Source organism: Sphingobium xenophagum (genome assembly GCF_031457465.1).
Lineage (GTDB): Bacteria > Pseudomonadota > Alphaproteobacteria > Sphingomonadales > Sphingomonadaceae > Sphingobium > Sphingobium xenophagum_A.
The window spans coordinates 47,796-67,055 of sequence record NZ_JAVDWV010000007.1 but is presented as its reverse complement, the minus strand read 5'-3'; the positions used below and the strand labels follow the sequence as shown (position 1 = coordinate 67,055).

At 61.9% G+C, this 19,260-nt stretch carries 15 protein-coding genes; 6 read left to right on the top strand and 9 right to left on the bottom strand.

Going from position 1 to position 19,260, the window contains the following annotated elements; translation table 11 throughout:
- Positions 1-18 precede the first annotated feature (18 nt).
- Positions 19-5,397: a glycosyltransferase gene (locus J2W40_RS08670; RefSeq protein WP_310223663.1), complete on the bottom strand. Its 5,379-nt coding sequence runs from the start codon at positions 5,395-5,397 to the stop codon at positions 19-21.
- A gap of 3 nt (positions 5,398-5,400) precedes the next feature.
- Entirely contained in the window at positions 5,401-6,378 is a 978-nt protein-coding gene (locus J2W40_RS08665) for a tetratricopeptide repeat protein (RefSeq protein ID WP_310223661.1), read from the bottom strand.
- A gap of 626 nt (positions 6,379-7,004) precedes the next feature.
- Here J2W40_RS08665 and secA point away from each other — a divergent pair.
- Positions 7,005-9,740, top strand: a complete 2,736-nt coding sequence (gene secA, locus J2W40_RS08660) for a preprotein translocase subunit SecA (RefSeq protein ID WP_310223659.1) — start codon at positions 7,005-7,007, stop codon at positions 9,738-9,740.
- 130 nt (positions 9,741-9,870) lie between these two features.
- A complete protein-coding gene (locus J2W40_RS08655; RefSeq protein WP_310223657.1) occupies positions 9,871-10,221 on the top strand; it encodes a PilZ domain-containing protein in 351 nt (116 codons plus the stop codon).
- Positions 10,222-10,326: 105 nt separating this feature from the next.
- Here the strand turns inward: J2W40_RS08655 and J2W40_RS08650 are convergent, their stop codons facing one another.
- The 3 genes from J2W40_RS08650 to J2W40_RS08640 all read right to left on the bottom strand — a co-directional run bounded on the left by J2W40_RS08650 (position 10,327) and on the right by J2W40_RS08640 (position 11,583).
- A complete protein-coding gene (locus J2W40_RS08650) occupies positions 10,327-10,875 on the bottom strand; it encodes a hypothetical protein (protein ID WP_310223654.1) in 549 nt (182 codons plus the stop codon).
- Between the two features lie 160 nt (positions 10,876-11,035).
- Positions 11,036-11,290 carry a hypothetical protein gene (locus J2W40_RS08645; protein ID WP_310223652.1) on the bottom strand — a complete coding sequence of 85 codons (255 nt, stop codon included), beginning with the start codon at positions 11,288-11,290 and terminating at the stop codon, positions 11,036-11,038.
- Between the two features lie 83 nt (positions 11,291-11,373).
- The gene (locus J2W40_RS08640; RefSeq protein WP_310223650.1) at positions 11,374-11,583 is read right to left on the bottom strand and encodes a hypothetical protein; all 210 of its coding nucleotides are present in this window, start codon (positions 11,581-11,583) and stop codon (positions 11,374-11,376) included.
- Between the two features lie 158 nt (positions 11,584-11,741).
- On the opposite strand from J2W40_RS08640, the gene J2W40_RS08635 reads away from it, so the two are divergent.
- Positions 11,742-12,854 (top strand): sensor histidine kinase, encoded by a 1,113-nt coding sequence (locus J2W40_RS08635; RefSeq protein WP_310223933.1) that lies wholly within the window; start codon positions 11,742-11,744, stop codon positions 12,852-12,854.
- A 5-nt stretch (positions 12,855-12,859) separates the two neighbouring features.
- Positions 12,860-13,603 (top strand): LytR/AlgR family response regulator transcription factor, encoded by a 744-nt coding sequence (locus J2W40_RS08630; RefSeq protein ID WP_310223648.1) that lies wholly within the window; start codon positions 12,860-12,862, stop codon positions 13,601-13,603.
- A 212-nt stretch (positions 13,604-13,815) separates the two neighbouring features.
- Here J2W40_RS08630 and J2W40_RS08625 read toward each other — a convergent pair whose 3' ends face one another.
- From J2W40_RS08625 to J2W40_RS08610, 4 genes are all read right to left on the bottom strand, one after another.
- Complete coding sequence (locus J2W40_RS08625) at positions 13,816-14,160, bottom strand: UrcA family protein (RefSeq protein ID WP_310223646.1); 345 nt, start codon at positions 14,158-14,160, stop codon at positions 13,816-13,818.
- Positions 14,161-14,690: 530 nt separating this feature from the next.
- Positions 14,691-15,566 (bottom strand): phosphotransferase family protein, encoded by an 876-nt coding sequence (locus tag J2W40_RS08620; RefSeq protein ID WP_310223644.1) that lies wholly within the window; start codon positions 15,564-15,566, stop codon positions 14,691-14,693.
- 89 nt (positions 15,567-15,655) lie between these two features.
- Positions 15,656-16,708 (bottom strand): ArsO family NAD(P)H-dependent flavin-containing monooxygenase, encoded by a 1,053-nt coding sequence (locus tag J2W40_RS08615; protein ID WP_310223642.1) that lies wholly within the window; start codon positions 16,706-16,708, stop codon positions 15,656-15,658.
- A gap of 590 nt (positions 16,709-17,298) precedes the next feature.
- Positions 17,299-17,625, bottom strand: a complete 327-nt coding sequence (locus J2W40_RS08610; protein ID WP_310223640.1) for a pentapeptide repeat-containing protein — start codon at positions 17,623-17,625, stop codon at positions 17,299-17,301.
- A gap of 109 nt (positions 17,626-17,734) precedes the next feature.
- On the opposite strand from J2W40_RS08610, the gene J2W40_RS08605 reads away from it, so the two are divergent.
- Positions 17,735-18,277, top strand: a complete 543-nt coding sequence (locus J2W40_RS08605; protein WP_310223638.1) for a hypothetical protein — start codon at positions 17,735-17,737, stop codon at positions 18,275-18,277.
- On the top strand, positions 18,274-19,050 hold the full coding sequence (locus tag J2W40_RS08600; RefSeq protein ID WP_310223637.1) for a DUF1828 domain-containing protein: 777 nt from the start codon (positions 18,274-18,276) through the stop codon (positions 19,048-19,050). The genes J2W40_RS08605 and J2W40_RS08600 overlap by 4 nt, the downstream gene beginning before the upstream one ends.
- Positions 19,051-19,260 lie beyond the last annotated feature (210 nt).

Sequence of the window (19,260 nt, the reverse complement as noted above, 5' to 3'; positions counted from 1 at the left end):
GATCAGACGCCATGGCCCTCAAGACTGCATACGGCTCGTGTCCCAGTGCAGGCGCTTTTCCTGAACCAGCCCCTGTATCATGCCCTCCAGCATTCCCGCCACGCGGCTCCAGTCATGGGCGTGGAGCCATTCATGCATCGCGGCCTGCACCGTGCGGCGCATTTCGGGGCTGCGCAACAGCTCGGCGATGACATCGGCCAGCACCTCCGGCTCATTATTGTCCGCCCATGCCGCAGCATCGCCCAGTTCCGCGAATATCTTCACCCGCGTCGCCACGAGCGGCACCATGCTGGCCAGCGAGACGCGCACAGCACCGCTCGCTGAATCCGTGCTTTCGCTATAGGGCAGCGCGATAATGTCGCAGTCGGACAGCAGGCTATTCACCTGCTCGATCGGCATGAATGACTGATGCCATTCGATCGCATCATAGACGCCCAGCGATTGCGCCAGCGCCTTGCACTCGGAGATATAGGCCTGGTGCCCTTCTCCAGGGAATTGCGCATTGACGAGACGGAGCCTGAGATTGGGCCATTCCTGACGCAGAATAGCAGCCGCGCGAATGAGCTTGTCTATCCCCTTATGCTGGAAGAAGAAGCCATGGCAGCCAATGATCGGCGCGTCCTGCTGGCTGAAACGCTTGGGCCATGGTGCCTGGTCCGGCGCGAAGGCACCATGGGGCAACAGCCCGATATTATGCTTTAGCCCCATCGACAGCAGGAAATTCATGTCAGCGATATTGTGGACCAATACCCGGCTGAATTTGCCTAGCCCCTCCAGCAATGTCGTCAATTCCTGTGCACTGGCCCTCACCATGTTTCCGGCATTGTGCAGGACGACCACCGTTACTTTTCCAGCCAGACGATCATCGAACGCCATGCGGCCAAGCTGATCCCAGGACAGCAGCCCATCCTGATGCTGGATGACCAGCGCTTCGGCCTGAACATCATCGGCGGCCTTCAATATATCATCAATCTTGGGCACATTGTCGGCCGCCCAGCAGGGAATATGCCGGGTGATCGAGGGCATATGCCGCGCCGTGCGATGGTCGCACAAAATGGTCATCTCGCGTTGGGCGGCGGGTGAGAAATGGTCGATAAGATATTGGGAATATTGGGCGATACCGCATTGCACGCCCCATGTGCTGACCCAGGCGACCCGCGCTTTCTGTCGATCGGCCCGATCGAGCAGATTTTCCACCATCGCCGTATAGCGATGGAGCCAGGCCATCTTGTCGCTTTCGCGCGCGGCAGCCGCCAGCGCGCGTTGCCGCCGCTCCTCGATCACCGCCGCCTGGTCAGGATCGGCCTGCTCTTGCAGCGCCGCCGCGAGATCGTCGACATCGGGTTCCACCCACAGCGAATGATGCCCGCTGACATGGCTTTCCGAACGCGCAAAGCGATAGTCGATCAGCCGCGCCTCCCGCTCGCTGCAAAAATCGCGCTGCCCGCCATGGCCGGTCACAATCAGCGGCAGGCCCGACGCCATCGCCTCAAGCGCCGGCAGATTATAGCCCTCGCCCCGCGACGGCAGCACCATGACATCGGCGTCCGCATAGAATTGCAGCAATTCCTCACGCTCGACGTCACGATTGATGATCTCCACTGTCGCCAGATCGGGATAGCGTCTGCCCAGGTCCGCCAGTTGCTGCTCGACATCATTATGCGGATTGGGGAAGGTCTTGATAATCAGGCACACCGGATCGGCCGCCGTAAAGGCCTTCGCCCATGCCTCCAGCAACACGTCGATGCCCTTGCGCTTGAAGCAGGAGGAGACATGGAGGAAACGGACCTGCTTGCCGCGTGCGCGCCGCGCACTGGCCAGCGCCTGATAGGGTTCGATGTCGACCGGTTGGCCGATGGTCGCGATCGGAATAGGCAAGCCGGAATCGAGCAGCGCATTGGTCACCGTGCGCGCCGGCGAAATGATCGCGTCGAAACTCTTGGCCAATAGCTGAACCGTCTGGTGAGGAACGGCGCTTTCCTCCCAAAAGAACAGCGCCATCATCAAACGATAGGAGCCGCTCGGTATGATGACCGGATAATGATGGCTGATAACGACTTCATTGCCTTCATCGGGTGCCGTCCGCGTCGCCAGCTCGATCATGAGCGGCTTTTCATCGGCTGGCACGCCCTCGGTATGATCTATCGGGTCGGTTTCGATGGCCAGGAAGCGCGCCTGACCGGGGAAACTCGCCTCCAGCGATCGCGCCAGCATCCGATTGATGATCGCAAGGCTGTAGCTGCCCAATATATGCCCGGCGACCACATGGCCCAGATCCGCCGCATGGGTGCCGCCGCGAGAGAGCGAGAGCGGCTTGCGCCGTTCAACGTCCCACCTCTCAATGGCCTCCACCACCGTCGCTGGCAAATGAGCGCGGGCATCGGGCATGGACGACGAATCGCCCAAAAGCGCCGGTCCATCCAGAACCGCCACCGGAATATGGGCGTCGTTCAAGGCCTGCACGCAGGTATGGCGTTCCGTCCACTCGGACGAGTGCGCCTTGGCCTGCTCTACCGACAGGCCCGCCAATGTCATGCCATTTGTCGGGGTCGCTTCCTCGATCCATGTCATCAGGATGTGGGCGAACAACGGCCGCAAAGCATCGCGCTGAAAGGCCAGGCTATCGAGAATGATATAGTCCAGCGCGACGCCGTCATTCCGCACCGCGCGCAGCAGGTCGAAGCTGCCCTTCGCAAAGGAATGCAGCAAATCCGAACCAAGGATATGATCGCCGATTTGCGGCCGGAGCAGATGATCCCTCAGGCAGCTATTGGCGATATTGCACACATGGGCGGCAAACTGATTGCTGACGACGAAATTATCGCCATGGGCATAAACGGCCTTAACCCTGTTGCCGCCGCGCTGGAAAACCGCCTCAAGCCAGTCCTTGGTCACCCGATCGAGCCGGTGGGTGGGATCGGGTTTCGCAAAGGCGGTCACGTCGATATAGATTTGCGGCGGCTGCGCATGCGCCTCATTGCGCGCCAGCGCCACGGCGACCTTGGCAAGGTCGTTGCCATCGGGCCGCCTGCCCCGCACGTCAGCCGGCAATCGCGCGATGAAACGGCTCAATCCATTTGCCCGGCGGTGCCGCTTTGGCGGAAGCACGCTGATCTGACGCGCGACATCGACCGCACCGGGATTGGACGCGCCGGTGATGTTCCCCTCCGGCAGTATCTTTCTCACCCTGTCGACCATGTCGATCAACATCGCCTTATCGAGCGCTTCCATCGGGCACAGGCGCGGCGCTGGACAATCAATCTCGATCCTGGCGCGGATCGCTTCGGGCAAGCGGCCGTCCATGATCAGGACATCGGCAGCGGAGAGCAGCCCGCAATAGAGGGCATCCAGATCGCCGGTGACCCGGATGATGCCGGACACCAATTTGCTGACCGTCGAACCGTCGCGTTGCGGCGTATCCTCCTTGCAGAAAACCACCAGCGCCGGCGCATCAGCCATATCGACGACGGCCATACGAAAATGCTGAATGACCCGCGTAGCGGCATCGTCATCCTGCGTCACGGCAACGATGACAGCGGCCTCCGCCGGGAGGCCGACCTTATCGCATAAGGCCTGGCGCGCCTGATCGGAGAGCGCGATGGGTAGGATGGACATGCGGCACGCCGCATCGTCCACAGCCGAGTCCGCCTCGACATACAGGCTGTCGGCCCGATCCGCCAAATCCCGCACCAGCAGATCGACCATCGCCTCCACAGGCACCTGATTGGCAGCGACGCGCGACAGGCCGCCAAAACCGGATGCCTCGAACATGGCCAGTTCAGCGCCATCGAACAGGCGACGGCCGGTCAGCGTATCGGCACCGGGATGACCCAGACGCGCCGCCAGCATCAGATCGCCTTTCTGGCGACGCATCAACCGGCGAAAGGCGGCATCCGCCATAAGGTCCGCGCTGTACAGAATATGGTCGAACTGGTCGCCGTGGGTTTCGAACCAATCCACATTTCGGATGGCGCAATTAGCACGCAGCCACTCGCTTGTCGGCATCCGGCCAGTGGTGATGATGGTCAGATCAAATTTGTCGGCGAGCGCGGCGGCAAGCGCGTTGTTAAGCCCGGCCAGCCGATGTTCGGCCGGCACATCCATCGTCAACAGGGCCATGGACATGCGCGTGGGCGTTACGGGATCGAGCGCCGGTGCCTTGGCAGATACGGTCATGCGGTTGTCCCGCCATAGCTGCTCAAGCGCGTCCAGGGCGACGACAGCCGACTTTTCCCAGGTGAACTGGGCGGCGCGGCGCGGTCCGAAGTCGCGCAATTGCCTTTCGAACGCCCGGTCCGTCAGGATGCGCTCGATCGCCTGTCCGATTTCGACGATATTGGCGGGATCGGGTGCCAGGTCAACGCGCCCCACCACTTCCGGAATGCTGGTGCGCGAAGACCCCACCACCGGCGCGCCACACGCCATGGCCTCCAGCAGGGGAAGGCCGAAGCCCTCGCTGAACGAGGGGAAAGCGAATGTGCTGCTATAATGGTAAAGCGCGGGCAGGTCGGCGTCCGACACAAAGCCCGGCAGAACGATGGTTTCGGGGTCCAGGCCTTCGCCACGGGCCAGATCGTGAATATAGCGCTGGGCAAAGCCGTCCATCTTGCCGGCAAGCACAAGCTGATGCCGTTCGCGCACGCGCTTGGCCATGCTGGCATAGCCGGCAATCAGCCCTTCGATATTCTTGCGCGGTTCCAGCGGGCTGGCGGTCAACACATAGGGGCGGCTAATCCCGTATTTTTCCAGCAACGCCGCCTTCTGCGCGGCATCCCATGCGGGCGCGCGAAACTGATCGTCCACCCCGCCATAGGCGACCACCACCTTGTGATCGGCAATGCCGAGCTTGGCGATCGCATCATCCCCCGCATAGCGGGACACCGCCAACAGCAGGTCGGCATGACGGGCATCGTTGAGGCGACGAAAATAGGCCGCCCGATCATGTTCCCCACCCAAATGCCGGGCGGGATCTTCCAACGGGATCAGATCATGCAGCGTTACGACAGTCAGATAGGGCGCGTCACGCTCGACCGATACAATTGTGTCGTCCCAAAAGCCCTCAAACAGGCTGGGGATGAACACGATATCCGGCGACAGGCTTTCAAGGAAATGCGCGCGCACCATTTCGGCGGCGCGATTACGCCAGGCGTTGAACGGATCGGCGGCGGTCGCCATCGGCGGCACGGAATAAGTGACGATCGCGCTGGGCGGAAGCAGGCCATCAAAGGCGCGACGAATATCGGCAATGGAATCAGGAAAGGACCGATTGAGCGCGATGATGAATTCGTGGTTTCTGCCTGATTCGACCATCGCCCGAACCATCGACATGGCGTATCGGCCAATGCCGCGATGGCGACTGCCATTTTGGCAGGGCTGCATATCTACGACGATGCGCATTGATTAATGCTTTCCTTGAATATGTGCGGCCAGAAGGTTCCAGATGGCTTTTTCGCGTTCGGCCAGTTCGGGCGGGCACTTCATGGATTCGGATGGGGGTTCGACTGGATTGGGGCTTGGCTGCGCATGGACGACCTGGGCACCGGCCAATATGGGATGGGCCGCCAATCGGTCGGGGGCAAGCCGGAGCACCATCGCAAACGCCTTGCGCGCCGTCCCGTGATGGTTCTGCGCCGTCAGCACATAGCCAAGATGCAGCCATGGATCGACATAGAGCGGATCGCAGGCAATCGCGCGACGATAGGCCAGTTCGGCTTCGGGCTGGCGGTTCTGATGGTTGAGTGCATGGCCAAGCTGAAGGAAGACGTCCGGGTCATTGGGTTCAAGCTGGGCTACGGCCGTGAATAATTTTTCGGCGTCCTTCCAATCCCGCGCCCGCGCAGCCTTCCGCGCCCTGGAGCGCAACCAGGTCGCTCGCCACCCCATGGTACGGGCGGGGCGACATTCGTCGGCATGGGCGAACGCGGCCTGGACGAGACATTCCTGGCACCCTTCCTCGCCCTTTTCCGCACGCAATATCCCGGCAATGTCCCGATTGTCCGGATCGAGCAGCAGCGCCCGCGCCAGCGATCGTATCCCCTGGTCGTGCATATGCGTCTGGTGATGGACATGGCCCAGATGATGATGGCCGATCGGGTCATCGGGCTGCGCGACGGTGGCGTTGCGATAGGCAAGTTGCGCGGCCTCCGGCATGTTGAGATTGCCATAAGCGTGCCCGGTCTGAACCCAGATGCGGGCATTTTTCGGCACCAGCCGCAAGGCGCGGCCATAGGCGTCCAACGCCTGCCCCCAGTCCGCCCTGCGCGCCGCGGCCCGCCCCTGCCTGACCGCGATGCGCGCCAGAAACCGCGCCAGGAAAGGCGGCATCTTCAATGGGGGCGTCGCAAACGGTATGTTCGAGACAGGATCGACTAATTTCATAGTTTACTCTAAATTTCTATCTCGCGTGACGAGCCCACGCCGCCAAAATTCCGTTCCGGCCGAATCAGACATCGACAGCATCCTGTGCTGTAAGCGCCTTTGCGACCGGCGCGCATGCCCGCCATGCACCCCGATTGCAATCCCATAGCTTGGCTTAACGACAGCGGTTGCGACCTATGCCGTCACCACACAGCCACGATGAAAGGCTAAACTATTTAAAATCAGAATGTTGTGACAGATATGGGAAAACTCGGATCGGAATCAGGCCATCGGCGTAGCCATGATGCTTTAATCGGCCATTTACTGAAAAAACAGTTTTTTTATCGGCGGATGCACTAATCTATGTTGCATAAATAGGGCGGAAATCGGCCGTTGCGGCGTGGGGCGCATCGGCCTTGCAAGTCGCTCTATCCACACGGTTGATTGATTGAGGGCGGACAATCCTTCACCGACATGACGCCGCCCCGCCCAAATAGCCGTATCCGTCGCCCCCGACGAGGGTCAGACAGCAGGACGCGCCGCGCGCACCTTGATTGACTAACCGTTGAGCCATCCCTAAATCGCCGCGCATGTCCGCGCGCCTGTCCTTCAATGGGCCGCGCCTCCCTTTTGAGTCAGGAATGTCCATGTTCGGCGCACTCGCCAAGTCCATCTTCGGTTCGTCCAACGAACGCTATGTGAAGTCGCTGGGCAAGATCGTCGATCGGATCGCCTCGTTCGAACCCGCGATGCAGGCGCTGAACGATACGGATCTGGCCGCGCAGACCGTCAAGTTCCGCGAGCGGCTGGCGGCTGGCGAGACGCTGGACGATCTGCTGCCCGAAGCCTTTGCCACGGTGCGCGAAGCGTCCGTCCGGGTGCTGGGCATGCGCCATTTCGACGTGCAGATGGTGGGCGGCATCGTCCTGCATCGCGGCGAGATCGCCGAAATGCGCACGGGTGAGGGCAAGACGTTGGTGGCGACGCTCGCTACCTACCTCAACGCGCTGGAGGGCAAGGGCGTCCATGTCGTCACCGTCAACGACTATCTCGCCAGCCGCGATTGCGACTGGATGGGACAGGTCTATCGTTTCCTGGGGCTGACCACCGGCGTCATCGTGCCGAACATCAGCGAGGATCAGCGCCGCGCCGCCTATGCCGCCGACATCACCTATGCGACAAACAACGAGCTGGGTTTCGACTATCTGCGCGACAATATGAAATATGACCGCGCGTCGATGGTCCAGCGGCCTTTCAACTATGCCATCGTCGACGAGGTGGATTCGATCCTGATCGACGAAGCGCGCACGCCGCTGATCATTTCTGGACCGACCGACGACAAGTCCGAGCTGTATGTTTCGGTCGATGCGATCGTGAAGCAGGTCACGGAAGCCGACTATGAGAAGGACGAAAAGCAGCGCTCCGTCACCCTGACCGAGGATGGCACCGAGCGGATCGAGCGTCTGCTGGAGGATGCCGGGCTGCTCCAGGGCACCAACCTCTATGATTTCGAAAATACCCAGGTGGTGCATCATGTGAACCAGGCGCTGCGCGCCAACGTCATGTTCCGCCGCGACATCGACTATATCGTCAAGGACGGCAAGGTCATCATCATTGACGAGTTCACCGGCCGCATGATGGACGGCCGCCGCTGGTCGGACGGCCTGCATCAGGCAGTGGAGGCCAAGGAAGGCGTCCAGATCGAACCGGAAAACCAGACGCTGGCGTCGGTCACCTTCCAGAATTACTTCCGCATGTATCCCAAGATTTCGGGCATGACCGGCACCGCTTCGACCGAAGCGACCGAATTTTACGAAATCTACAAGATGAACGTCGTTACCATCCCCACCAACAAGCCGGTGCTGCGGATCGACGAGCAGGACAGTTTCTACAAGAATATCGAGGATAAATTCCGCGGCATCGCCCGGACGATCAAGGAACATGCCGAACGCGGCCAGCCGGTCCTCGTCGGCACGGTGTCGATCGAAAAGTCCGAAATGCTGTCTGAATTCCTCAATCAGGAAGGCGTGCCCCACGCCGTCCTCAACGCCCGCTTCCATGAGAGCGAGGCGCATATCGTGGCGCAGGCCGGGCGCAAGGGCGTGGTGACGATCGCCACCAACATGGCCGGGCGCGGTACTGACATCAAACTGGGCGGCAATCTCGAAATGCGGGTCGAGGACGAATTGCGCGACATGCCCGAAGGGCCGGAGCGTGAAGCGGCGATCCAGCGGATCGAGGCCGAGATCGAGGTGGAGAAGCAGGAAGTGCTGGCGGCGGGCGGCCTGTTCGTGCTGGCGACCGAGCGCCATGAAAGCCGCCGCATCGACAATCAGTTGCGCGGCCGCTCTGGCCGTCAGGGCGACCCTGGCCTGTCGCGCTTCTATCTCAGCCTCGACGATGACCTGATGCGCATCTTCGGCCCGGACACCATGTTCGCCAAGATGATCCGCTCCAACCTGGAAGATGGCGAGGCGCTGCCCCCGTCCAAATGGCTGAGCAAGGCGATCGAGACCGCGCAGAAGAAGGTCGAGGCGCGCAATTACGACATCCGCAAGCAGGTCGTCGAATATGACGATGTCATGAATGACCAGCGCAAGGTGATCTACGAGCAGCGCTCCGACATCATGGACGCCGATACAGTGGACGACGTCGTTACCGACATGCGCCATGAAACGGTGAATGACATTGTCGGCGCATCCTGCCCGCCCGGCACCTATCCCGAACAATGGGACATGGTGAAGCTCAAGGCACGCACGGAAGAAATTCTGGGACTGGACGTCGATTTCGACGCCTGGCTCGCCGAAGATGCCATCGACCCGGAAATGATCGAGGAACGGCTTGTGGCGATGGCCGACGAAGCCGTTGCCGGAAAGGTCGCCAATGTCGATGCGTCCGACTGGCATATGATCGAGAAGTCGATCCTGCTGCAAAGCCTCGATCATCATTGGAAGGAGCATCTGGCGACGCTCGACGCCCTGCGCCAGGTCGTCCATCTGCGCGCCTATGCGCAAAAGACGCCGATCAACGAATATAAGCAGGAAGCCTTCGCGCTGTTCGAACGGATGCTCGAAAATATCCGCGAAGATGTGACGGGTTCAATCGCGCGGGTGCAGTTCCGCATGGACGAAGCGCCCTTGCCGCAATTCGACCTGCCGGTGCTGCCCGACTTCATCACCACCCACATTGATCCTTTTTCCGGCGAGGATAACAGCGCGGACATCGACGCGGGCCAGACGGGCGGTATCACCACCACCATTCCCACCCGGCCGCTCGACACCGCCCCGGACAATCAGTTCGCCAATCTCGATATCAGCCGCAATGCCCCCTGCCCCTGCGGTTCGGGCCAGAAATACAAGCATTGCCACGGCGCGCTGGCCTGATGCCGCGCGGGTGGGTCACGGCGTGGCCCGCCCGCCATGGTTAATATAGCATTGAGCAGATGATGTGTGGTTTCGGTAACGCAACCCGATCATGATCGTGGCCGATCCTGGGGGGAGCCCGGAGAACGTCATGACACACCTGCCCCAACATCAGCCCGACCGCCGTCGCGACAGCCGTTTCGTCGCCAACACCCCTGCTACCCTGCTGTGGGAGGGTGTCAGCGAGCCGGTGACCATTCTCAACATCTCGGTCTATGGTGCCCTGCTCGACACCGCCTATTTGCCACCCATCGGCGCGCGCATCACCTTGATCAGCGATCATCTGGAGGTATGCGGCACGGTGATCTGGCACGGCGCGGATCGCTGCGGCCTGTTGCTCAGCCACGCCATAGACCCGCTCGCCGTGATCGACGGGCCATCGGTTCGCACCACGGAACCACCCATCATATTGAAGAAAATCGCCCCCGGCCGTTACGCCTGACGGCAATCCAAACGGAACGGCGCGCCCCGGCAAAGTCCGGCTAAGGGCCGACCGCGCTCCGTGACGATGCCCGCTCCCCCCGGATGCGGGCATCGCCGTGCGCAGTCAGTTGGCCTTGCTCAGATCCACCTTTTCCACCCATTCAGGATAGAAGCTCGGCTCGCGATTGGACCAGCCCGCCGCCGTCGCCGCCGCTTCGCTGATCGACTGCAACAAGATGCGCCGCTTTTCAGGGTGCAGATGCGGCAGGCTCGCCGCCGCGCAGAAGGCGCCCGGCAGCCAGGGTCGTGCGCCCGCGCCCAGCAGGCGTTCGTACAGGAAACGATAGGAGGAAAAGCTCGCCAGACGATCCTGCCCCAGGTCGAAGGCGGACATCGTCACCAGCGGCGCCATGAAGGGTTCGACCTGCTCCAGACCGCTATCATCGGGGACGCGCGCCTTGATCTCGTCCAGCCGCCCATAGATGCGCGCCTGTGCCCGGATGGAGGCTTCCTCCACCATGTCGCGCGACCATAGCTTCATCGCATCGCGGCGATGCAGGCCGATGTCGAGCGACCGGCGAATATAGCGTTGCGTGGCAGACGAGAAGCTCGCGAATTCGCGCAGTTCCGCCAAGGTGATGGCGCCGTCTGCAGGTTTTGCACTCGTACCCATATTCATGCCCTCCGACGTGTAGTCGATCGTCAGAACATGCGCCCTCTATGGTTACTGAAGGCTTAAGCGCCTGTTCCGCCGCCATTCACAAGGGATCAGATTTCCTTGTGCAGCGCAACATGAAAATGCGAAGCCAAGGTTCGGTTGGTCGCGCCGTCCCTCACGCCTCCGACCGGCGCGCTAACACCGCGCCAATCATGCTGCGCCACACCGCCACGTCGCCCGCTTGCGCCATCTGCGCGTCCGGCTCGCGTAGCGTGTGCAGGATCGCATAGGCATCCTCGACATGGTTGCACCATGCTGCATCCACCGCACTCGCTGCATGGGGATCGCTACCCTCACCATTCTGGCTCAGGTGGCGTCCGGCCAGGACGCGGGCAATGCGCTCGACGGCGGGGGTTGCGGATGTCGGCATAGGGTGCAGGCTCCTCTCATTACGGGCGGCGATGGTTTCATCTGCCGCCCGCAAACTCTATCATCGTTCGGATCGAAAAACCATTAATCCTCCGGCGTAAAGCCCGAAGATGGCACGGGTTCACCCTTGTCGCCGGGTCGCGTGCTGGACGGCGGATCGGAAGCGTCCATCGAATCCTCCAATTCCTCGTCCAGCTTTTCCTCGGCGTCGCGAACATGGTCCTGCGCGTCGCTGCTGCGCGCCGTGTCGGCCTGCTCATGGCCTTTGGTCTGGGAATGATCAATCGGGGTCATGCGTCTCTCCTGCTCGATGCCACACAGGCATCTCCCCCGATCAACGGACCGGGCCGCATCCCGGTTCCCGCATGCCGTTCGACCAACGCGCCAACCGCTTCGACCAGCAGCCACGCGATGGGGCGACAAGCATCACGCACGCGGGTAAACAGGATGCCATGACATATGCGCCCGACGACGGCGAACGCGGCGTTTCGCCCGCGATCGCACTTTATTCCATTCTCGGCTTCTGGTTATTCTACGCCGTGCTGGTCACGTTGCGCGCCACAGTCATGGGCTTTGATGCCCCCTATGAACTCGCCGCGCGCCGCGCCATCGTCACCGTCATCGGCATCGTCACCACCTGGATCTTCTACCTGATGCTGCGCCGCTTCGACACGAAGCCCCTCAGCGTCCGCGTCGTCGCCGCCTTCTCGCTCGCCGCGCCCTTCGCGCTCGCCATGGCGTCGGCCAATTTCTACATGTTCAACGTCTATGACCCGGTCAACATCTTCACTGATGGCGACCGGATGAAATATCGCAGCGAAGAATATTTCGCGCTGATCCAGATCGTCGAGGATGCGATCAGCCGCTATTTCTTCCTCTCCGCCTGGGCCGCGCTCTACCTCGCTTTGTCTTACGCCAGCGAAGTCCACCGCACCGAACGCCGCGCCGCCCGGCTGGAACGCGCCGCGCAGCAAGCCGAACTGCGCTCGCTGCGCTATCAGGTGAACCCGCATTTCCTGTTCAATACACTCAACAGCCTCTCGACCCTCGTCATGCGCAACAAGCCGGACGAAGCGGAAAAGATGATCCTGTCGCTTTCCAACTTCTACCGCACCAGCCTGACCGGCGATCCGCTGGACGACGTGCCGCTGGCCGAGGAAGTCCATCTCCAGCAACTCTATCTCGATATCGAGGGCGTCCGCTTCCCCGAACGGCTGACCAGCGTCATCGACATTCCCGCCGACCTGATGACCGCCTGCGTCCCCGGCCTCATCCTCCAGCCGCTGGTGGAAAATGCGATCAAATATGGCGTCTCGCGCACGTCCAGCCCGGTGCAGATCCGCATCACCGCCCGCGCCGATGGCGAGCTGATGCACATCAACGTCACTGACGATGGCGACCAGCCGCCCGGCGACGCCGATCGCGGCAGCGGCATCGGCCTCGCCAATGTGCGCGACCGGCTGACCGCGCGCTTTGGCGATCAGGGCCGCATCGCTTATGGTCCGCGTGAGGGCGGCGGCTTCTCCGTCCTCATCACCCTCCCCATCATCCGCCAGAGTTGCTGATCCCGATGTCCATCCGCACCATGATCGTCGATGACGAACCGCTCGCGATCGAACGGCTGCAAATGCTGTGCGCCCGCGAACCGCGCCTGACGCTGTGTGGCACCGCCAGCGACGGCGAAGCCGCCCTGCGCCTCATCGAAGCCTTGAAGCCCGACCTCGTCCTGCTCGACATCGCCATGCCGCTGCTCGACGGCATCGGCGTCGCCCGCGCGGTCGGCCGCATGGGCCTGCGCCCCGCCGTCATTTTCGTCACCGCCTTCGAAGGCTTCGCGGTCGAGGCGTTCGATCTCGCCGCCGTCGACTATCTGCTCAAGCCCGTCGCGCATGACCGGCTGACCCGTGCGATCGACCGGGTGGAGGCCGCGCGCAGCCTGCCCTCCACCGACGCGCCTGCCATCTCGACCGAAGCCCAGACCGACTGGGCCGAGGAATTCTGGGTGCCGCACCGCTCCGAGCTGATCCGCATCGCCACTGACCAGATCGACCGGATCGAGGCCGAGCGCGACTATATGCGCCTCCATGTCGGCACCCACAGCTACCTCCTCCACCAGACGATCAGCAGCCTGGAGGAACGGCTCGACCCGCAGCAATTCGTCCGCCTCCACCGCTCCCACATCGTCCGCCGCGACCATATCGCCCGCCTGCGCCACGACGGCAGCGGCGTCTGGTTCGCCGCGCTCGCCGACGGCAACGAAATCCGCATCGGCCGCACTTTCCTCGCCAACGCCAGAGCCATGACCGGCCGCTAAACAAAAAATCCTCCCCTGTAAGGTTCAACAGAGGCACGTGACTCTGTTGAAGGGGACCGGCGAAGCCGGTGGAGGGGTGTCACCCTATCGATAGGGTGACACCCCTCCGTCAGCACTACGCCCTGCCACCTCCCCTGCCAGGGGAGGATGTCGAAACACAAAAAAAGGCCCGGCAATCACCGGGCCTTCTCTCCATCACGTCGCGCTGCCAATCAGTTCGCGACCAGCGGCAGCCCATCCTTGACCCGCGCATCGGCATAGCGGTCGCGCGTCTCTGCGCGGGCGATGGCGGCGTTGATCGGTGCTGCGACATGGGCCATGGCCTTGGCCTTGCACGCCTGCTCGGTGGCAAGCTCGCTGGTGCTGCACACCCGCTTGGCGGCCCGCGCGATGCGGCTGCGCAACTGCGCCTGATGCGCGGGGTTCGATAGGTCGAGGTCGCCATGATAGACTTGGGCGGTGCGGCCATTGGACACGAAATCCTCGGCGGAAGCGGCACCGGCGCTGGCGAACAGGATGGCGGAAGCGGCGGCGGCAAACAGGGTCGAACGGAACATCATCTATCTCCTTACAAAATCTGGTTGGGCCGGTCCGCCGCCAAATGGGGGGCTGCGCAGCGGGCCGGGGTGCGAACGGGGGGAGCCGGGGTCTTGGGGTCGGCATCCTGCCCCGTTCGCCCATTTTGTTTAGCCGCGCGCCCCGCCCGATGCCCGCCCGCTTCGACCGGCAGCCCGCGTCATCGGCGAACGACGCCTGCGCCGACGAAGCGCAAAATCGCGCCGACAAACCGCAGGACGAACGACATGCGGCCGCCCGACAAACGACATCTGCCGTAACGGAAAGCGCGAATCGTAACGATGGGAGGGACAATAGAAAACGCCCCCGGCGCAAGGGATGACCGGGGGCGTATCCAGGTTGCTGTCGGGCACACCGGGATCAGGATAAACTGTCAGTTAAGAGACGACACCATCGGCGCTGAACCGTCGCTGAACTTGGCCCCACCATAGCGTCGCGCCCGCCCCATGCGCCCTCCGTTCGATGACCCGCCTTCGCGACCCGGTGGGCGGCATCGGCCGGGGACCAACCGTCAATCAGGCCCGACCAACGACATGGCCGCCGCATCCCGCTCCAGCGGCGGCAGCCCCGCCACCTGCAAGGCCGCCACCAGATAGGCCTCGAACGCCGCATCGCGTGACGGCGCCCGCTGCCGCATCCACGCCAGCGCCACCAGCGCCCGCCACGCCGCCAGCGCTTCGGGGTCCAGCCCGGTCAGCGCCCGGTGCCGCCGCACATAATAAGCGCTCGCCGCATCGCGCATCTTCGCCGCGGCCCAGCCCAGCACGGCCGCGCCGCCCTCGCCACCGACATCCCCGCCCGGCCCGAAGCGCATCACCATTTCCGTCCGCACCACATCGGTCGCCGCCATGCCCCGCGCCGCGCGCGACCAGTCGATCACCGCCAGCCCCTCCTCGGTCACGATCAGATTGGCGGGGTGCAGGTCGCCATGCGACAGCGCATCACCCTCGTTCAACTGGTCCAGCCGGTCGACCGCCGCCGCGCGCAGCCGCTCGCCCACCGGCGCCGCCTCTATGTCGACGCGCAATATCGCCTTGCGGCTGCGCAGCGTCGGCACATGACAGTCCGAAATCCGCTGCTGCAACCGCGCCATCTCGCCCAGTGCCCAGCGCCCGCGATGCGGATTGCGCGCCATATAAGCGAGCAGGTCCGGGCCGACCATGTCGGCATAGACGATCCCCTGCCGCCCACCCGCTTCCTGCAGGCCATAGGCGCGCGCGACCGGCAGCCCGCTCGCCTGCACCGCCCGCGCGATCGCATATTCGCGCGCGATGATGCTGGGGTCGATCCCGTCGTGAAACAGCTTCAACACCCGCCCCTCGCCCAGCCGGAACACCTCGGCACTGGCCCCGGCGGCGATGAAGGTGGAAGGATCAGGCAGGCGCATCACCGCGCGATGTGCCGCAGCGAAGCGCGCTTGGCCAGCCCTTTTGCGGCGGGAGGAACGCGCCCCTCAACCCCGCTCAGCCCCATCGCCTATCCGGCCCGCGCCTCGACCAGCCTCGCCGCCAGATCCCGCGCCGTCCGCGCCGCGCCCATCAGCGTGGCCGATCCCGCCCCGCACCAGTCGCCATAGCCCGCCAGCCACAGCCGCGGTTCCTTGATCGACCGCTGGTCCTCCACCAGAACCCGGCCATCCGCCTCCACCACGCCCAGCTCCGCCAGATGCGCCAGCGCCGGGCGAAAGCCGGTACACCAGATGATCGCATCGACCTTTGTCTCCGACCCGTCCGGCCACACCACGCCCGTCGCCGTCATCCGCGTGAACGGCCGCCGGGTGCTGAGGTCGCCGCGCGCCCGCGCCGCCTTGACCGGCGGCACCATGACGATATCGCCAATGCCGCCCACCGGCACATCGCTTGGCCCCTCCTTCATGCGCGCCACCGCCCGCTCGAACAGCACCCGGCCATCGACATCATCGGGCAGGAACAGCGGATCGTGCGTCGTCACCCAGCTCGTGCGCGCCACCGGCGCCAGCTCCGCCACGATCTGCGCCCCGCTATTGCCACCGCCCACCACCAGCACGCTCTGCCCCGCATAGGCATCCGGCCCGACATAATGGGCGGAATGGACCTGCACCCCCGCAAACAGCGCCCGCCCCGCCATGTCGGGAATATAGGGGTGCGACCAGGTGCCCGTCGCGCTGACCACCATCCGCGCGGCAAAGCGCCCCTTGTCGGTCACGACGTCCAGACGATCGCCCGCCCGCTCGACCGCCGCCACCCGCACCGGCCGCTCGATCGGCAGCGCATAGCGCGCCTCATAGTCCCGCAAATAGGCCAGCACGTCATCGCGCGTCGGATAGCCTTCATGCGCCGGCGGCGGCATCAGCCAGCCGGGCAGCGAACTATAGCCAGCGGGCGAAAACAGCCGCAACGACTCCCACCCATGCCGCCACGCCCCGCCCGGCCCGTCTTCCGCATCCAAAATCAGGAAATCCGCCCCCGCCCGGCGCAGATAATAGCCCAGCGACAGCCCCATCTGCCCGCCCCCGATGATAACGATATCGCGCACGACAGGATCGGTCATAGCCTCACATCCTCACTCGGCGCCCCGCCCGTCCGCCGCGCAGGCGGCAGGATCAGGCAGCGGCACGGTAGCGCCGAAGGTGCGCCAGCAAGGCACACTTGGCCAGACATTTCGCGGAAAGGCTGGGTGGTCAGGTGGCATCAGGGCGATTGGCTATCACGCCCAAAAAATGCTGAGGGATTTAGCAACGTCAGCGGCGTCCACAAAACCGCATCCCTGGTGTTACGGATGGACTGGAAATGCGCGGGGGGAGAGAAATTGCGGTTTGGTCTTCTAAGCGCCATTTCACGCCGCTGAGCGTTTAGCTTTCGCTTCCCGAATGCGGGCACTCGTTTAGGACGTGCGCCGCGTCTCGGGGAATAGGAAAGATTCCAGTCGATCTTCGACCAAATTTGGTCAACCAGCACGTTGGCGACAGTGGCATAGGCATGCCAAATCGCAGGGCGTCTAGAACCGTTGAGGGCGACCCTCCAGAGAATCCGCATCCTTTTCCTCTTTAAAAGCGCTCATTTCACTGAAGTATCGAAATTTGTGCGTTCTAATGCACGCGAAACGAGACCGTCATTTTTGGTTAGCGGAAATGTCATGATTTAAACATTTGATTTACGGAGAGATTGTACAAATTCATCTAGTTCTTGAGGCCGATCGGCATAAGTCAGCTCCGATTCATCGGCTTGCGGACGGAGAAATATTTCATCCTCTCTCCCACGAAAGGTGTGCAACTTCGATTTGCGAATACTGTTTATATCCAACTGTAAATCTGACATGTCCGCTTTATCGAACGTCGCATTACTGATAGCTGAATTGACAAAAGAAACATCGGAAAGATTTGCGTCACTAAAATCACACTCCGATATTTCGCAACCGTAAAAACCACAGCCCTGCAATTGGGAACCACTAAAGTTAATATTATACATTCTACCTACATCAAAGAGCGAGTTTGACAGTATGGCTCCTCTAAAATCGGCAATTATATACTTTACTTAGCGGGTTGACGGATCGCTCGCGAACAGTAGGCTGCTGGCGATGCGGGCACGGCAATTCGTCACCACCCAAAAGAAGATCACGCAAGCCGGGAAATGGCGATGCGGCGCGCTCGATTCCAAACAAGGGAAGATGGGTAAAGATGCCTTCCCTCTTTCTAAGCGATCGTCATTCCAGCTTGGAAATCAATGGCACTGGCGGGTCGATCATTGGCAGGTCGGAACTGCCACGGGGCGCTTGTTGATTGCCTACCATTTAGGCAAGGGCAATTACCTCGCTTGGATTTCACTGGAGCGAGGTCCAAAGGACTTTGCAGTGATTGCTTGCCTCGAATTCCATGGCGACCACGATGGCTGGCATGCTCATTCGGGCAAGGGGGCAATCCATGAGTTTGCGACTGGCTGCACCAGGCAGCGCAATTTAGGGATTCGCATACCTCGCAAAGGAGTATATCATCGTCCACGAACTGCGGCGGGTGGTGCCGTGTTAGATGGCTTTTCGATGAGCCAGATCACCGCGCAAAACATTGCATATAGGGCGTTTAGGGTTGTGATTGGTGCAGAAACCGAGGGCCTGTTCGGATGAAAGAGGAACTCTGCCAAGCCTTTTGCAATGAGCTTACGGTGCGCGATGTGCCAATGGGATTGGCTGTCAGCACTGCCTTCTCGTTCCCAGATGGGGACCGCATTGGCTTCTATGTAAAGGAAGTTGATGACGGATTCGAAATCCAAGATAACGGAATGGTTTTTCCGGCCCTTGAGGCCAACGGGCTGGATCGTAAAAACAAAAGCCGCGCCGATGCGTTGACGGCGCTGATGGAGGAATATGACGTCATCCTTGATGAGGATGATAAGGAGTTTTTCCTGTCGGCGCGTACTAGGGTCGAACTTCCTGCTGCCGCACTGCGCTTCGTTTCTTTCCTACTGCGCGTGGGCGACCTGTTGCTCCTTGCGGAGGAAAGGGTAGCGAGTACGTTCCGACTTGATGTGGAGCGTATTTTACGTGAGCGGCTTGGGGAAGGTGTACTCATTCAAGCTGGGCAAGCAATCAGCGCTAACTTGGCCGATTTTCCGCCCGATTATCTTATTCAGGCGGAAGGGCGTGATCCAGTCGCCTTGTTCTTAGGGACCAGTGATGCACGGGTCTTAGAAGCACTGTTTGTGCAGCTTAGGGCGGAACACGAGGAGCGAATTCCGGTTAAGATCGTCACGCTTCTCGAACGCGAAAAATCGATCAGTGCTGCGGTGCGTCAGCAAGCAACCAACAGGCTGGATGCTCTACTACAGTTCAGAGGGGATGAAGCTGCGGCAATTGGACGGGTCATTAAGGAGGTCGGTTTAGGCCATGCCATCAACTGACGATGACACCTACTCCGAAGCGGAGACAGAGGCTCGTCGGGAGACGGCCTTAAAGCGCATGCTGGAGACTCCGCATAAGCCTCATGAAGCTATGGGTAAGCCGAGGCGGGCTCAAAAGCCCGCCCCTAGCCGTTCACTGGAAAAGGACCAAAAACAGTAAGCATATCCACCTTACGGTGGCGGCTACGTCAAAGGTCACGTTCACAGTTA